The sequence below is a fragment of the Dyadobacter sp. HNCC25DJ184 genome, from assembly GCF_056895215.1.
The window spans coordinates 1-13,945 of record NZ_JBXHAQ010000001.1; the positions used below are offsets into that span (position 1 = coordinate 1).

Consider the following 13,945-nt stretch of genomic DNA (forward strand, 5'->3'; position numbering starts at 1 on the left):
GCCGATATGCTCAAGTTGAAGGATTTCCACAAGGAATGGGAAATACCCGCCCGCAATTCAACTATATGTAGTGACTGACAATTACTTATTGATGTGATTGGATATTATCTATACCCGAAGTGAGGAATTTCATAATCACCATATATCGGGAACAATCTTTGTTGGATCTATCGAAAAATCAAACATATTTAAGATGGACAGCATAAATCAACAGCAGCCGGAAGAAAATTATAAAGACCTGGTTGGCCAGGAAGCCGGCGATAAAATCAGAGAGTTGGTAGAGAAAGCGAACTCGTGCTTTTTTTGTACAAAAATTACAACTAAAGAACCGCTGAAAACACGTCCCATGTCGGTTCAGAAGATAGATGAACATGGAAACTTTTGGTTTTTGAGCGCCAGCGACAGTGAGAAAAACGAGGATATCCGATTCGATCCATATGTTCAATTGTTGTTTCAGGGATCCCAATATTCTGATTTTCTGAGCCTTTACGGGATAGCCACTATTACCAAAAACAAAGAAATTATTAAGGAATTGTGGGAGCCGGTGTTGAAAGCCTGGTTCACAGAAGGGGAAGATGATCCACGCATAACTGCGATAAAGGTGGAAGCCAAAGAGGGATACTATTGGGATAACAAACATGGCAATGCCGTGGCGGTTGTTAAAACAATGATAGGAGCCTTATTAGGGAAGACACTGGATGATTCCATCGAAGGTAGGCTTGTAAATCCCTGATTGTGTCGCTCGGCATTAATCAATACGAAGGTCAGTAGGTAATCCGAGGCAGGTCGGGATATTTCGTTGTAACAAATGGTAATAAGGCGCTGAGTATTTGATATTTTGCGATTAATTCAGATGTTTCACCGGCCATTCCAGTCTCACATTATGTTTAAGCATAGCAGATCGGTCCGTTTATATATTGTCATTTCTATATTGTTATACTCTTCCTCTGGTTTTGGACAGACGTTTCGTGGGACGATTTTCGATAGTCAGAAAAATGAAGTTCTTCCATATGCCAATATTGGCGTTCGAGGGAAAAGCGTAGGCGGGATAGCGGACGCTAATGGCAATTTTGGGATCGATCTGTCAAACGCGGATTCAAAAGATACTGTCGTGGTGAGTTATTTGGGATATCGTTCCAAATCATTTCTTAAAAGTGAAGTAACAGCACAAGTTCACAAAATCAGGTTGGACCCGACACCTTATCAGTTAAACGAAGTTGTTGCAACCGCCAAGAGAGAAATTGTCATTATTGGAAATGAAAAGCCGTCTTCCAATTATACCGGCTGGGGTGACTATACCAGTTCAAAGGGGAGGTTGAGAGGTCTTGCAATCGAGCCATCTGAAGTTCCGCTGCAATTATCCAAATTCAGAATGCGACTCCATCACCAGGAATTTGACAGCGTTCGAATAAGATTGCATATTCTTCCACTTGGTCAAAACTATAAAGTTGGAACTTCGGTAGAGTTGCTAAAAGAAAATATATTCATGACTTGCCGGAAGGATCAGAAATGGGTGGAAATAGATATGAAACCTTATCAGGTGATTATCTCTGGCGGAATAATAGTTGCGGCAGAGTGGGTCGATGCATGGTTTGGAGCAAAAACAACAACAGGGGACAGTAAACGATTTACTATATCGACGAGTAAAAACCCAGGCCATGCATATGAGAGAAAGACGCCCGAAGAGCCATTTTCAGTCGCCGAAATGAGCTATACTCCAACTATTTATTTTGAAACTTTCCGGGTGGGGAAGCAAGATTAGCTGGAATTGTATATTGCTTAACGTCTAGATGAACGAAGAGTTAAGTGTAAAATCAATTCGCCGCTTAATAATCAGCTTGTTTTGAATGGATCAATACAACGCATCAGCAGATCTCCTGATATTTCGGTCGAATCAAGATGCTCATTTATGATGCCTTTCAGATTAACATTTGTGATCCTGTCTTTTTCCGGATATCGGAAAGAAATCGTGGTGCGAGGCTGACCGACGTTGAATGCTTTTGCGCCAAGATCCGTATATGATTTTTTAAGTTCATTAAGCAGTTTGGCATCCTTGAATTCGAGACATTTTAATACAAAAATATCTCCGTGGCCATCCCAATTCAGGTACAGCAAAAAGGTCGTGTCGGGTATTATTTCGAAGTAAAAATTGTATCTCCTGTGGCTGTCGAAGTGGCTGGCAAGCTGCAATTCTGACGATTCGGGGAAATAGGATTTTATTAAAAGGCGAAGTTCCAGGAGTGATTCCATTGAGTAGTAATGTATTCGGTGGTAAATTTCATTCTTAACAAATATATCAATGCCCCACTAAAATTTCGACCGAAATGTCCCTTATGGTGATAATCGCTCGTAGATAGTTACGTTACCAGGAAGAGATGTGACTATTTGAGATCAAAACAGGTCAGATAGTCAGATCGGAGGATTTTAAAAATTTATACATGAGTGTATTGATCAAAAATATAGCGTTTATCGTCACGGCCTGCATTTGCGCGATTTCCATTTCCAATATTCCCAAAGTAAGTCTTGCAATCATGATCATGATGAACGATAATGACTATAAGAGAGGTAATTATCATTTCAGCGGTAACTCAGCAAATCAGTTTTCTATCTGGTCCGTTAAAGGATATGATGATGTTGTGGAAGCCTTCGATCAATATAAAAAGACGCATCCGGCTGACTCTACACTTTATCGAAACTTCAAACCCGATTATCGGAAATTCTGGCGATGGTATGCATATGAAACTGAGAGACAGTTTAAATTACCCTATAGATACCTCACCTCGGATGAAATGCGTTTAACAATGCCCAGATCAAAGTATGAGTAATAGATTTCGCCTAAAAAGACAGATAGGGCGAGATCTTTTCCAACATTCTTTCGTCCATAATTCTGATCTTTTTCAAATCTTCTGCAGAGCGATAAGGGCCATGTTGCGTGCGATAATTTACAATGATGGTCGCAAGTTTATGATTCCGGAAATAACTATGGGTTGCAAGCTGGTCAGCTGAAATTTCGTTGATTTTAATTTTTTGCACCGGGCTTAATATTTTGGCATATTGATTTAGCTGACTTAGTGCCAGGGAATCAAGCCCAAATATCTCAGTAAATTGGCTGGTTGAATGAAAACCGCCGAGCCCATCACGAAACTTGATTATTCGTTGGGAAAGTTTGCTGCCAATTCCCTTAAGTTGGATGAGTGCGGTGGTGTCAGCCTCGTTAATATCAAATGAAAAGGGCATTTTTTTGACATAAATCGGACGGCCACTTTTTGTGTATTCGGTTTTTGGGTACGTTGAGCCTTCAGGTTTTTTCTCGTTGTTGTTTTCAATTGAACCGACAGTAGGAGAACCAGTTTTGGCGGGTAGCGATATATATGGGTCAAGCTTTTGATATAGTTCAGAAGGGAAATCGTAGATATGCAACAGGTCCTCTTTCTTTCTGAATTGTCCCCCTTTGCTTCGGTATTTCTCTATTCTCTTGGCAATAAATGCAGGAATTCCTAACTCCGTCAATTGGTTGATGCTGGCAGTATTAGGGTCAAAATTAAAAAGCCGGACTTTGATTGAAGTTTCACCTTTGGGTGCCGGATATTCACTCTTTTCACCATTTGTTGAAAATACGGGTTGCTCGCTGATGCTTTGTGCAATATCGTCTAGCTTCAGCGAGTCAAAGGTTTCTTTTTCAACAGGAAAAAGAGGTAATATCAGTCTGCGATATAAAAACGGAAACCATATAATCACGAACGTGAAAACAATTAACAAGGCGGCTCCACGCGCCTGTTTACGGGATATCCCAAAGAAATCTTCCAATTGATTAAGAATGCGCTGTACCATCGAATTCCGGGCAGTGTGGATTTAGGACGAAATCCTTACTCATTAGTCTCTTTTCGATTCAAGCTCTTGATCTTATGGATGCGAGAAGGATTATAAAATTGTAGAATTACAGTTTCCATTGCCGACAAAATCCCTAATTTTGCCGGATTCCTGATATTTGAGGAGTGTGACTATTGTTTTTTGTGAATTTTAAATAAATCGAATGAGCCAGGCACCTGCTACTTCCCTTCAAGACATTGTGGGACATGCAAAAGAATACGGATTTGTATTTCCTTCTTCCGAAATATATGACGGCTTGCAAGCTGTTTACGACTACGGTCAAAATGGTGTAGAGCTTAAAAATAACCTCAAAGCAGCATGGTGGAAAGCCATGACTCAGCTGAATGACAATATTGTGGGAATTGATGCGGCCATTTTCATGCACCCGCTAACCTGGAAAGCCTCTGGACACGTGGACGGGTTCAACGATCCGATGATCGATAACAAGGACTCCAAAAAGCGTTATCGTGCCGATCAGTTACTGGAAGGCAAAGCTGAACAATATGAAGCAGCCGGACAACCTGAAAAGGCACAAGCCTTATTAACTGAAATGGGTCGTTTGCTAAGTGCAGAAGATTTAGCCGGTGTTCGTGAGTTGATTATCGCTGAGGATATCAAATGTGCGGTTTCAGGTACGACAAACTGGACCGACGTGCGCCAGTTTAACCTGATGTTTAGTACGCAGGTAGGCTCTGTCGCTGATGATTCGAGCTTGATATACCTCCGTCCCGAAACGGCTCAGGGTATATTCGTGAACTTCCTGAACGTTCAAAAAAGCGGCCGGATGAAGGTCCCGTTTGGGATTGCCCAAATCGGAAAAGCTTTCCGTAACGAAATCGTAGCGCGTCAGTTTACTTTCCGTATGCGCGAGTTTGAGCAAATGGAAATGCAATTTTTCATTCGCCCTGGCACCGAAATGGCCTGGTACGAAGCATGGAAGGAAGCACGTATGAAGTTTCATAAAGCGATCGGTTTACCGGCAGAGAAGTTGAAATTTCATGACCACGAAAAGCTGGCGCATTATGCAAACGCCGCCGTGGATATTGAATATCAGTTCCCGTTTGGTTTTCGCGAAATCGAGGGTATTCACTCCCGCACTGATTTCGATTTGCGCAATCACCAGGAGCTTTCTAAAAAGAAACAACAATATTTTGACTCGGATCTGGATGAAAACGGCAAGCCCTATGGAAATTATATTCCTTACGTAGTTGAGACGTCTGTCGGCGCTGATCGTTTGTTCCTGGCTGCATTCTGTAACGCTTATACCAACGAGACTGTAGGTGAAGGCGACAATGCGAAGCAACGAACTTACCTCAAACTGCATCCGGCATTGGCTCCGTTTAAAGCTGCGGTATTGCCATTGGTGAAAAAAGATGGTTTGGCAGAAAAAGCCCAGGCAATCGCCCATTCTTTGAAATCATCATTCCGTACAACTTATGATGATGGAGCGGCAATTGGGAAAAGGTATACCCGTCAGGATTTGATCGGAACCCCATTCTGTATCGCAGTTGACTATCAGACGATGGAAGATGATACAGTAACAATTCGTCATCGCGATTCCATGGAACAGGAGCGTGTTTCAATTAGTGAGCTGAAAGAAAAAATTGGATATCAGGTTGCGATCGAACGTATTCTGGAAGCGATTTGAGCACGGAAGATAAAGTTCTGATATGAATTTCGGAAAATCCTCCCGCCACACGCGAGGGGATTTTTTGTTAATATACTTTCCTTTAATTTGTAACGTTTAATGTCTTTTTATGAAAGTAATTGTCTTGGTATAAGAAACGAAATTTGCCACGAATCCGCGAGGAAATCAAAGGATGGCAATTCAATACCATAAGAGACGTTTAGATATTTTTTGGCATATTGCTTTGAGACTTACGATCCTTTAACTAACACCTAAAAGCTAATACCTAATAGCTGATGAAAGAACATCTTAATGCCGCCATTATCGCTGTTGCAGTAATTTTAACTGCCATTATTTTTTCAAATGCATTTCGAAACAGGAATAAAGTGAATAACACCATTAGCGTGACTGGTCTTGGTACAAAAGATTTTGAATCAGATTTGATTGTCTGGAGTGGCTCGTTTTCGAAAAAAGCATTTGAGTTGCGCGAAGCATATGCTGCACTGGATATTGATCGCGGCAAAATCAAAACATATTTGATATCAAAAGGGATAAAAGCTGATCAACTGGTTTTCTCTGCTGTGGATATCCAAAAAGAAATGAATGAGACCTTTGACACCAATGGTCGCCGCATAAGCTCAACGTTTTCCGGATATCGATTGAAGCAGAATGTGCAAATTGAGTCAAAGGATGTGGATAAAGTTGAGGATATCTCACGCGAGGTTAGCGAATTGATCAATAGCGGTGTGGAGTTTTATTCCAATCCTCCTGAATATTATTATACAAAATTAAAGGAACTGAAAATTGAAATGATCGCCGAAGCTACCGAGGATGCGAACCAGCGGGCGAAACGAATTGCTGAAAAATCGGATAGTGAAGTCGGAGGTTTGAAAAGTGCGGATATGGGTGTGTTTCAAATTGTAGCTCAGAACTCTTCTGAGGAATTCACATGGGGCGGATCATTTAATACGACCTCCAAACGGAAGACCGCTAATATTACTGTCAAGCTTCAGTATAGTGTTGATTGACAGTGTTTTTCGTTAGGGAATGATCAGGTATGGTCAGGAGATGGCCTGCCAGGTTTCATAGTATTCTCATATCCAACTTTGATGACGAATTCACCCTTGCGTCCATTGCGAAATCTATTGCGTCCATTGCGGTTAAATTCCCATTTTTTGAAAAGATTGGACATAAAAAAATCCCTGCGATTGGCAGGGATTTTCAATTTTATATTAAGTTACGATTATGCAAGCTTAACATTCACGGCGTTTAGTCCTTTGCGTCCTTCTTGTAGGTCGAAAGTGACCTCATCGTTTTCGCGAACTTCATCAACAAGACCTGAGATGTGTACGAAATAATCTTGTCCTGTTTCTGTGTCTTTAATGAACCCGTATCCTTTAGAGTCATTGAAGAATTTTACTGTTCCTTGATTCATGTTCTTTATTAATATTGGAAATTTAGACAAAGATAAAGGTTATTATACAGAAATAACTAAAAACTTTAAAATTACTTGAAGATATATTATTTTAAGGGCTTTCAGGGACCTGTGACGGGTTTTATATTTACATACTTTTTTTCGTTTGCTTCAATCTGTCTACCTTTGCGTTTTAGATAGCATATACATGACAGAACAGATTTTAATTCTTGATTTTGGCTCACAGTATACCCAGTTGATCGCACGCCGTGTACGTGAATTGAATGTTTACTGTGAAATCCATCCCTATAATAACTTCCCAGATCTCACTCCCAATATCAAAGGCGTTATCCTTTCGGGAAGTCCATGTTCGGTTAGGGATGAAAATGCACCAAACGTAGATCTGGAGAAATTCAGAAAAATAGTTCCTGTTTTGGGAGTATGCTACGGAGCGCAGCTAATGGCGCAAATGCTTGGCGGTGAAGTACAACCGTCGAAACACCGTGAATATGGCCGTGCAAAGTTGGATATAGTGGATGGAGATTCTTCGCTTTTGGCAGGTTTGTCTTCTACTTCTCAAGTTTGGATGTCACACGGAGATACCATCGTTTCTATTCCAGAGGACTTTCATATCATCGCTTCCACAGAATCCGTTAAGGTTGCTGCATATAAAATAGCAGACGAGCTGACCTACGGGATTCAGTTTCACCCGGAAGTAACACACTCAACCGAAGGCAAAAAGCTGATCAACAACTTTGTGGTTGGTATATGCGGATGCAAACAGAGTTGGACTTCGGAATCGTTTGTAGACCAGACGATTGCTCAGCTGAAACATAGGCTGGGTAACGATAAGGTCGTGATGGCATTGTCTGGTGGTGTTGATTCCACAGTAGCTGCTACTCTCGTTCACAGAGCAATAGGCGCAAATCTGTATTGTATTTTTGTTGACAATGGCTTGCTGAGAAAAGGCGAATTTGAGGAAGTGCTGCATTCCTACCAGGATATGGGGCTTAACATTAAAGGTGTCGATGCAAAAGATCATTTTTACAGTGCTTTAAACACACTCACTGAGCCGGAAGCAAAACGGAAGGCAATAGGGAAATCATTTATCGATATTTTTGATCAGGAAGCGCATTTGATCGAAGATGTAAAATGGTTGGGGCAGGGCACTATATATCCAGACGTAATCGAATCAGTTTCGGTAAAAGGGCCTTCAGCGACAATCAAGTCTCACCACAACGTGGGTGGTTTGCCTGATTTCATGAAATTGAAAATCGTTGAGCCTCTCAATACTTTGTTCAAAGACGAAGTGAGAGCTGTTGGACGTACACTTGGAATCAGCGAGAATATATTGGGTCGACACCCTTTCCCGGGTCCGGGTCTTGCAATTCGTATTTTGGGAGATATTACCGCTGAAAAAGTGGATATTCTCCAGCAAGTAGATGCCATTTTCATCGGCGGATTGAAGAAGTGGGATCTATATAAAGAAGTTTGGCAGGCTGGAGCAATGCTACTTCCTGTGCAAAGTGTTGGGGTGATGGGCGATGAACGTACCTATGAAAGTGTAGTGGCGTTAAGAGCTGTCACTTCTGTAGATGGTATGACTGCCGACTGGGCTCACTTACCATATGAATTCCTTGCAGAAGTGTCCAACGAAATTATCAATAGAGTGAAAGGCGTCAATAGAGTGGTATATGATATATCATCCAAACCACCGGCTACTATCGAGTGGGAGTAATTGATTATCAGATAGATATAACAAAACAAGCAGGCCTTTTTGGTCTGCTTGTTTTGTTATATGCCGTTTATTATACTTTCTCGCCAGCGTCAGGATCGCCCGACACCACGACTGATCAGACTTAAAACAAAAAGCACTAAGAATATAAAGAAAAGAATCTTTGCAATTCCAGCCGCTCCAGCCGCGATACCCCCAAATCCAAGAATACCGGCTATGATGGCGACAACCAAGAATATTACAGTCCATCTAAGCATGATTGATAAAAGTTAAGTTCGTATTGAATCATATATGCTTACCAATTGACCAAGATTATGCCAGTGTTGAAAGTACTTCAAAAGTATGCTAATTGGACAATTATGGAGCCTTTCGAGACAATTCCATGAAATTCATGTGGATTTTCGTGCCCATTTGGTAGCAATCAAACACAAATCATCCTTTACTAACCGCAATAGCGCGATGGATGTCGCAATGGACGCAATGGTTCACTCTGGTAGCCTGGTTTACTTGACAGATATTTTGCCTCAATGACAATCAAATGACAATTTCCTGACAAAACTTGAAGATAAATCATGCCGTAGGCCTTTAATTAAACAACCGCCTCAGTCATAATACGCCTCCTATGCTCGCTTCCCCATACCCTTAGTACCTCAATGACCGGCTCAAGGGTTCTTCCATAATCTGTTAGTGTGTATTCAACCACAACCGGTATCGAATCGTAAACTGATCGTTTTACGAGCTCATTGGCCTCAAGGTCACGTAACTCTTTTGATAACATCTTATCCGTGATATTCGGAATTTCACGCGCGATCTGCGAGAATCGTTTATGGCCGAACATCAATGAAATAATAATCGGCAATTTCCATTTTCCCGATAGCACTTCCAATGCGTCGTGTACCGGAAGCATATGTTTGCTGCATGTGCTGAAGTTTTTTACTTCTGATTTAACTTCCATAATCTATTGATATTGAGATAGCTTTCTTATTGTATAGTACTATAAACCAGTATAGTACTTACTAATGTATAGCAAATTTAGTAATTTTGTATCAATAAAGTTAAAACACAGAAAAAAATGAGTGACCTAATAGAAAAATTGAACTGGCGTTACGCTGCAAAACGTATGTCAGGAGCAGAAGTTGAATCCGAAAAATTGAATAATATATTGGAAGCCATTCAGCTGGCCCCTTCTTCGATGGGATTACAACCATATAATGTGTTGGTGATCAGCGATCCCGAAGTAAAAAAATCACTATTTGAAAAGGCGGCTCCTCAACCGCAAATTCTCGAGTCTTCTCATTTGCTGGTGTTTACAGCATGGGAAAAAGTGACCGCGCAAAGTATCGCAGAATATATCAATCTCATCGCGTCGACACGAAATATCACAGTTGAATCGCTCTCCGGACTTCATGGTGCACTCGACAGGATTTTGAGCCGACCAGAAAAGGATAATTTTGACTGGGCTGCCCGTCAGGCATATATAGCCTTGGGACACGCTATTGTAGCGGCAGCTGTTGAAGGCGTAGACGCGACACCGATGGAGGGTTTTAACGGACCGGAAGTGGATAAAGTATTGAAATTGAATGAAAAAGGTTTGAGAAGCGTTGTTATGCTTAGCTTGGGTCACCGTGACCTCGAAAACGACGTCATGGCAAAGGCAAAGAAGGTTAGGAGACCGAAAGAGGAGCTCTTTATCAATATCCAATGAACACAAACTTTTAGCGGCAGCTCATGGAAAAAATGAAAGTTGAAATCTGGAGTGATGTAATGTGTCCGTTTTGCTATATCGGCAAAAGAAAATTCGAGATGGCTTTGGACCAGTTTGAGAACAAAGACGATATCGAAATTGAATGGAAAAGCTTCCAGCTCAATCCGGATATGAAAGCGCAGCCGGGTAAGAGCATCAACGAATATTTGGCGGACGCGAAAGGCTGGACGCTCGAATATGCGGAGGAGGCCAATAATTATGTTACTAAAATTGCCCAGGAAGTGGGATTGGAATATAATATGGACAAAGCCGTAGTCGCCAATTCGTTTGATGCGCATCGTTTTGTTCAATTTGCAAAACAAAATGGCAAAGGCGACGAAGCGGAAGAGCAGTTGTTCAAAGCCTATTTTACGGATGGCAAAAATACAGCGGACTATGATACCCTAATTGAATTGGGGACGGAAATCGGTCTGAATGAAGTTGAATTGAAAGAGGTGTTGTCCGGAAACAAGTACGCGGATAATGTTCGCCAGGACATATATGAAGCCCAGCAAGTGGGTGCCAGAGGTGTTCCTTTCTTTGTTTTGGATCGTAAATATGCGGTTTCAGGCGCTCAACAGCCGGAAACATTCCTTGGCGCACTTAATCAATCGTTCGGAGAATGGGAGGGGAAGAAAAAGGAATCGATATCTTCCTACGGTGCGGGTGCTACCTGCACTCCCGATGGCGAGTGTAATTAAAAATGCGCTCCGGCCCTAAAAAGACGGGGCTCATTCAATAGAATCCTGCTGCAAAGCCGTGATGATGCGAAATAGCATTGTCGCGGCTTTTTCTTATTTTGGCTTAATTATTGTACGGAGAATACCGGAATTCACGTGCCAGATTCTCACGTCAATAAATTCACTCAACTTTGTCAACTTCATGCGTTCAGTATTTCTGTCGTGTCTTTTTTTCTGCTTGTATTTTGCAGCATTTGCCGGAGGTATCAAAGGCAAGGTTACTTCGCAAAAAAATGAAAGTCTGCCATATGCTTCAATTTCAGTAAAAGGACATAATACTGGTACACTGGCCAACGAAGACGGCAAGTACGAATTAAGCCTGGAACCAGGTACTTACGATATTGTGTATCAATTTTTAGGTTATCAAACCGTCGTTCAAACTGTCACAATTGCCGAATTATTTATAGAAATCAACATCACGCTGGAAGAACAACCAGTGAGCTTGGAAGAAGCAAGGGTAGCAGCGGGCAAAGAAGATCCCGCTTATACGATTATGCGCAAGGCGATCTCAAAAGCGCGTTTCCACCAACTTCAGGTTCGGAGTTATCATGCAAAGGTATATTCCAGAACTTCTGCAACGATCAATAATATCCCTTTTCTTTTAGAAAAACGCCTTAGAAAATCGGGCATTGAAGAAGGCAAGGCGTTTTTAAACGAGAGCGTCGCAGAGATTACGTATACCAGGCCGAAGACTTACAAGCAGAAAGTGCTTTCGACCCGGAATAGCGTAAATAATAATATGCCTTCGCCTAACGAATATATATTGGCGAGCTTATATAGTCCAGTTGTGGCGGGTACGATCAGTCCCCTTTCGCCAAAGGCTTTTAATTATTATCGGTTCGAATATGAAGGATATTTTCAGGATCAGGGTCGAACGGTGAACAAAATAAAGGTGATTCCGAAGGCATATGGTGAGGGAGTTTTTAAAGGTCGATTGTACATTCTGGAAGACTTATGGGCCATACACAGCTACGATCTGGAGACAACGACAGAGGGTTTGAATATAGCAGCCAAACAAATTTTTTCCCCATTAAAAGATGTCTGGCTGCCGGTGAGCCAGAATTTTAAACTAAACGGCTCGTATTTAGGATTTTCCGGAGACTTTAGATATCTCGTTTCTGTGAAATATCAAAAGCTGGATATTGATCCGAACTTGAAGGAGGAGGTAGTTATTATTGATCCTAAAGTAGATGAAGAACTCGTAAAAACGACGAAACGAAAAGGCAGGGAACCACGTGAAAAGTATACAACCAAGGAATTCAGGAAGTACACGCAAAGTATTGAGGCAGAAGAAAGGAAAGAGCTCGGGAAGCAGTTTAACTCACAAATGCTTCGTCAGGATACGGTACTGGTTGACCCGCTGGCAAATAAACGGGATACCACTTACTGGAATGAACTTCGTCCGATACCGCTCACCACTCAGGAATTGAAAGGTTATCGAATTCAGGATAGTATCAGAATTTCGAAGGAGTTGAGAAATGAAAAACCACGTCCCGACTCTGGTTATTTCAAGATAAAACATATTGCTTTAGGAAATACATATGCACTGGGGCATCGGTCTTATTTCTATTTCAAAAGCCCTGTTTTTTCAATCAGTTATAATACTGTTGAGGCCAATTCATTTTATCTGCTGATGCAGTGGCGAAAGGAATGGGCTCGGAGTGATTATTTTGTGGTCAAGCCATATATCCGGTATTCGTTTGGTAAAGACCGTTTATATGGTTCGCTGGGATTAGAGAGGGGTGGAAAAGACTGGACGATGGGCCTGACAGCCGGAGAAATTGCTGATCAGATAAACCAAAACAATCCAATCTTACCATTTCCGAACAGTATTGCTGGTCGTTTTTTCGAACGGAATTTTGTAAAACTCTTTCAGAATAAATTTTTCAAAGCAGAGTTTAGCCGTCGAAATATAGGCGACATATTAACTGTTGGGACATCCGTCGAATTTCAGCATCGGTTGGAGTTATTCAATGATCCCACGGCCAAGTCTTTGTTTTTTTGGGACAGTTTCGAGTACACGCCCAACAGGCCGACAAACAAGGAGTTAAGTGATACTGGCTTCCCTGTTCACAATGCGGCTATATTCAAATTAAACACCGTCGTTACGCCTTGGCGGAGGTTCATCATAAAAAATGGAGATAAGAGATACTTGCGGAGCAGGGGTCCCGCTTTCAGTCTGGATTATAAAACGACGATTCCAGGATTGGGGAATGTTCATTACGCCACACTGGAAGGCGGGATCAGGCATGATATGAATTTAGGACCGCGGAATAGTTTGAGTTTTTCGGTTTCCGGGGGCGGATTTATTAATAAAAAAGAGCTATATTTTATTGATTACAAGCACTTTATGGGGAATGAATTTTTCTTCCAGATGAGTGACCGCCTGATGCATTTCCGGATGCTTCCATATTATACATACAGCACTTCTCAATGGTTTCTGGAAGGTCATGCGGTATATACCATGCAGCGATTTTTATTTACAAGAATCGAAAAGCTGAGACTGACAGGTGTGAAAGAAACGCTTCAGATCCATTATCTTAAAGCTCCAACAATGAGAAATTATACCGAACTCGTATATGGATTCGACGACGTACTAAGAATTGGACGGCTGGAATTCGTAAGTCAATTCCAGGGTGCTAAAATTCAGTCTGTTGGGTTTAGAATCGGTACTTCTTTGATGACAGGGAGCAGTAAAAGGTGATCTACCCAAAGTGAAAACATTTCTCAGCTAATATCCCGGACAAAGGAAAAATGATTTTCTTCGGCCGCCCGTAGCAGCAAGTTATTTTTTGTTAAATTGTCCTTAATTAGG

The 13,945-nt window shown here is 41.5% G+C and carries 14 protein-coding genes; 9 read left to right on the top strand and 5 right to left on the bottom strand.

Translation table 11 applies throughout. The annotated features are described in order from the left end of the window. Positions 1-193 precede the first annotated feature (193 nt). Together AC1XUD_RS00005 and AC1XUD_RS00010 are read left to right on the top strand one after the other, a co-directional pair. Entirely contained in the window at positions 194-733 is a 540-nt protein-coding gene (locus AC1XUD_RS00005) for a pyridoxamine 5'-phosphate oxidase family protein (RefSeq protein ID WP_483358876.1), read from the top strand. Positions 734-883: 150 nt separating this feature from the next. Further along, entirely contained in the window at positions 884-1,762 is an 879-nt protein-coding gene (locus tag AC1XUD_RS00010) for a carboxypeptidase-like regulatory domain-containing protein (protein WP_483358877.1), read from the top strand. Between the two features lie 71 nt (positions 1,763-1,833). On the opposite strand, the gene AC1XUD_RS00015 is transcribed toward AC1XUD_RS00010, so the two are convergent. Beyond that, positions 1,834-2,250 carry a hypothetical protein gene (locus AC1XUD_RS00015; protein ID WP_483358878.1) on the bottom strand — a complete coding sequence of 139 codons (417 nt, stop codon included), beginning with the start codon at positions 2,248-2,250 and terminating at the stop codon, positions 1,834-1,836. Positions 2,251-2,438: 188 nt separating this feature from the next. Here AC1XUD_RS00015 and AC1XUD_RS00020 point away from each other — a divergent pair, with 188 nt between their 5' ends. After that, positions 2,439-2,825 carry a hypothetical protein gene (locus tag AC1XUD_RS00020; RefSeq protein ID WP_483358879.1) on the top strand — a complete coding sequence of 129 codons (387 nt, stop codon included), beginning with the start codon at positions 2,439-2,441 and terminating at the stop codon, positions 2,823-2,825. Positions 2,826-2,835: 10 nt separating this feature from the next. Here the strand turns inward: AC1XUD_RS00020 and AC1XUD_RS00025 are convergent, their stop codons facing one another. Further along, on the bottom strand, positions 2,836-3,831 hold the full coding sequence (locus AC1XUD_RS00025) for a ComEA family DNA-binding protein (protein WP_483358880.1): 996 nt from the start codon (positions 3,829-3,831) through the stop codon (positions 2,836-2,838). 202 nt (positions 3,832-4,033) lie between these two features. Between AC1XUD_RS00025 and AC1XUD_RS00030 the strand changes: the two genes are divergently transcribed. Continuing rightward, positions 4,034-5,518 carry a glycine--tRNA ligase gene (locus tag AC1XUD_RS00030; protein WP_483358881.1) on the top strand — a complete coding sequence of 495 codons (1,485 nt, stop codon included), beginning with the start codon at positions 4,034-4,036 and terminating at the stop codon, positions 5,516-5,518. A 275-nt stretch (positions 5,519-5,793) separates the two neighbouring features. Further along, a complete protein-coding gene (locus tag AC1XUD_RS00035; RefSeq protein WP_483358882.1) occupies positions 5,794-6,525 on the top strand; it encodes an SIMPL domain-containing protein in 732 nt (243 codons plus the stop codon). A 215-nt stretch (positions 6,526-6,740) separates the two neighbouring features. Here AC1XUD_RS00035 and AC1XUD_RS00040 read toward each other — a convergent pair whose 3' ends face one another. Then, complete coding sequence (locus AC1XUD_RS00040) at positions 6,741-6,932, bottom strand: cold-shock protein (protein WP_215239920.1); 192 nt, start codon at positions 6,930-6,932, stop codon at positions 6,741-6,743. A 187-nt stretch (positions 6,933-7,119) separates the two neighbouring features. On the opposite strand from AC1XUD_RS00040, the gene guaA reads away from it, so the two are divergent. Next, a complete protein-coding gene (gene guaA / locus AC1XUD_RS00045) occupies positions 7,120-8,649 on the top strand; it encodes a glutamine-hydrolyzing GMP synthase (protein ID WP_483358883.1) in 1,530 nt (509 codons plus the stop codon). A gap of 89 nt (positions 8,650-8,738) precedes the next feature. Here the strand turns inward: guaA and AC1XUD_RS00050 are convergent, their stop codons facing one another. Together AC1XUD_RS00050 and AC1XUD_RS00055 are read right to left on the bottom strand one after the other, a co-directional pair. After that, positions 8,739-8,903 (bottom strand): DUF1328 domain-containing protein, encoded by a 165-nt coding sequence (locus AC1XUD_RS00050; RefSeq protein WP_483358884.1) that lies wholly within the window; start codon positions 8,901-8,903, stop codon positions 8,739-8,741. A 332-nt stretch (positions 8,904-9,235) separates the two neighbouring features. Then, positions 9,236-9,601: a winged helix-turn-helix transcriptional regulator gene (locus tag AC1XUD_RS00055; RefSeq protein ID WP_483358885.1), complete on the bottom strand. Its 366-nt coding sequence runs from the start codon at positions 9,599-9,601 to the stop codon at positions 9,236-9,238. 117 nt (positions 9,602-9,718) lie between these two features. Here AC1XUD_RS00055 and AC1XUD_RS00060 point away from each other — a divergent pair, with 117 nt between their 5' ends. The 3 genes from AC1XUD_RS00060 to AC1XUD_RS00070 all read left to right on the top strand — a co-directional run bounded on the left by AC1XUD_RS00060 (position 9,719) and on the right by AC1XUD_RS00070 (position 13,834). Then, positions 9,719-10,351, top strand: coding sequence for a nitroreductase family protein (locus tag AC1XUD_RS00060; protein WP_483358886.1), 633 nt, complete (start codon positions 9,719-9,721; stop codon positions 10,349-10,351). A 32-nt stretch (positions 10,352-10,383) separates the two neighbouring features. After that, positions 10,384-11,091, top strand: a complete 708-nt coding sequence (locus AC1XUD_RS00065; protein ID WP_483358887.1) for a DsbA family oxidoreductase — start codon at positions 10,384-10,386, stop codon at positions 11,089-11,091. A 181-nt stretch (positions 11,092-11,272) separates the two neighbouring features. After that, on the top strand, positions 11,273-13,834 hold the full coding sequence (locus tag AC1XUD_RS00070) for a DUF5686 and carboxypeptidase regulatory-like domain-containing protein (protein ID WP_483358888.1): 2,562 nt from the start codon (positions 11,273-11,275) through the stop codon (positions 13,832-13,834). Positions 13,835-13,945: the final 111 nt, after the last annotated feature.

Coding starts and splice junctions, on each gene's coding strand:
- AC1XUD_RS00005 (WP_483358876.1), top strand. CDS start 194: ATGGACAGCATAAATCAACAGCAGCCGGAAGAAAATTATAAAGACCTG.
- guaA (WP_483358883.1), top strand. CDS start 7,120: ATGACAGAACAGATTTTAATTCTTGATTTTGGCTCACAGTATACCCAG.
- AC1XUD_RS00050 (WP_483358884.1), bottom strand. CDS start 8,903: ATGCTTAGATGGACTGTAATATTCTTGGTTGTCGCCATCATAGCCGGT.
- AC1XUD_RS00010 (WP_483358877.1), top strand. CDS start 884: ATGTTTAAGCATAGCAGATCGGTCCGTTTATATATTGTCATTTCTATA.
- AC1XUD_RS00015 (WP_483358878.1), bottom strand. CDS start 2,250: ATGGAATCACTCCTGGAACTTCGCCTTTTAATAAAATCCTATTTCCCC.
- AC1XUD_RS00035 (WP_483358882.1), top strand. CDS start 5,794: ATGAAAGAACATCTTAATGCCGCCATTATCGCTGTTGCAGTAATTTTA.
- AC1XUD_RS00060 (WP_483358886.1), top strand. CDS start 9,719: ATGAGTGACCTAATAGAAAAATTGAACTGGCGTTACGCTGCAAAACGT.
- AC1XUD_RS00065 (WP_483358887.1), top strand. CDS start 10,384: ATGAAAGTTGAAATCTGGAGTGATGTAATGTGTCCGTTTTGCTATATC.
- AC1XUD_RS00070 (WP_483358888.1), top strand. CDS start 11,273: ATGCGTTCAGTATTTCTGTCGTGTCTTTTTTTCTGCTTGTATTTTGCA.
- AC1XUD_RS00040 (WP_215239920.1), bottom strand. CDS start 6,932: ATGAATCAAGGAACAGTAAAATTCTTCAATGACTCTAAAGGATACGGG.
- AC1XUD_RS00055 (WP_483358885.1), bottom strand. CDS start 9,601: ATGGAAGTTAAATCAGAAGTAAAAAACTTCAGCACATGCAGCAAACAT.
- AC1XUD_RS00020 (WP_483358879.1), top strand. CDS start 2,439: ATGAGTGTATTGATCAAAAATATAGCGTTTATCGTCACGGCCTGCATT.
- AC1XUD_RS00025 (WP_483358880.1), bottom strand. CDS start 3,831: ATGGTACAGCGCATTCTTAATCAATTGGAAGATTTCTTTGGGATATCC.
- AC1XUD_RS00030 (WP_483358881.1), top strand. CDS start 4,034: ATGAGCCAGGCACCTGCTACTTCCCTTCAAGACATTGTGGGACATGCA.